Source organism: Myxococcaceae bacterium JPH2 (assembly GCA_016458225.1).
GTDB lineage: Bacteria > Myxococcota > Myxococcia > Myxococcales > Myxococcaceae > Citreicoccus.
The window spans coordinates 1-636 of sequence record JAEMGR010000108.1; the positions used below are offsets into that span (position 1 = coordinate 1).

The 636-nt window shown below is 67.0% G+C and carries 1 protein-coding gene; it reads right to left on the minus strand.

Features of this window, described 5'->3' with window-relative positions; genetic code table 11:
- The coding region (locus tag JGU66_36315; protein ID MBJ6766241.1) for a non-ribosomal peptide synthetase at window positions 1-636 on the minus strand (636 nt) is incomplete at both ends.

Genomic DNA, 636 nt, shown 5'->3' on the forward strand with positions numbered 1-636 from the left:
TGCGGCCAGCAGCACCATGTATGGCGTTGCGCCTTCGCGCTGCGCCAGTGACTGAACGCCCTCCCACAGCTGCAGTGGCCAGGAGACTGCGCAGGTCGCGCCACGGAATGTCTGCACCGCGGGGCGAGGCCGATCCGTCAGCAGCTCCAACGCCCGAGGCGCACCCGCGAGCTGGTGCTTCCAGTAATCCAGTTGCGATTCCAGGGTGCTTCCCTGGAGCCAGCCGCGCTGCCACACCGCATAGTCCGCGTACTGCACCGGCAGCTCGGGCAGGGCTGGGACGCGAGCATCGACGAACGCGGAATACAGCTCCGCCATCTCGCGCATGAGGATGCCCATGGACCAGCCATCCGAGACGATGTGGTGCATGACCAGCACGAGCACGTGCTCCCGCTCCGCCAGCCGCACCAACGTCGTCCGAAGCAGCGGTCCGCGAGCCAGGTCGAAGGGGCCTTGGGCTTCGTTCGTCAGGACACGCTCAAGCTCCGCCGAGCGAAGACCCGTGGAGAGCGTCCGGAGATCGATGATCGCGAAGTGTCGCGCGCTCACGTCATGGATGACCTGCGTCGGTGCTCCGGATTGCTCGCGGAAGGTCGTGCGCAGGGCCTCGTGCCGCTGAACGAGCGCCTCGAAGCT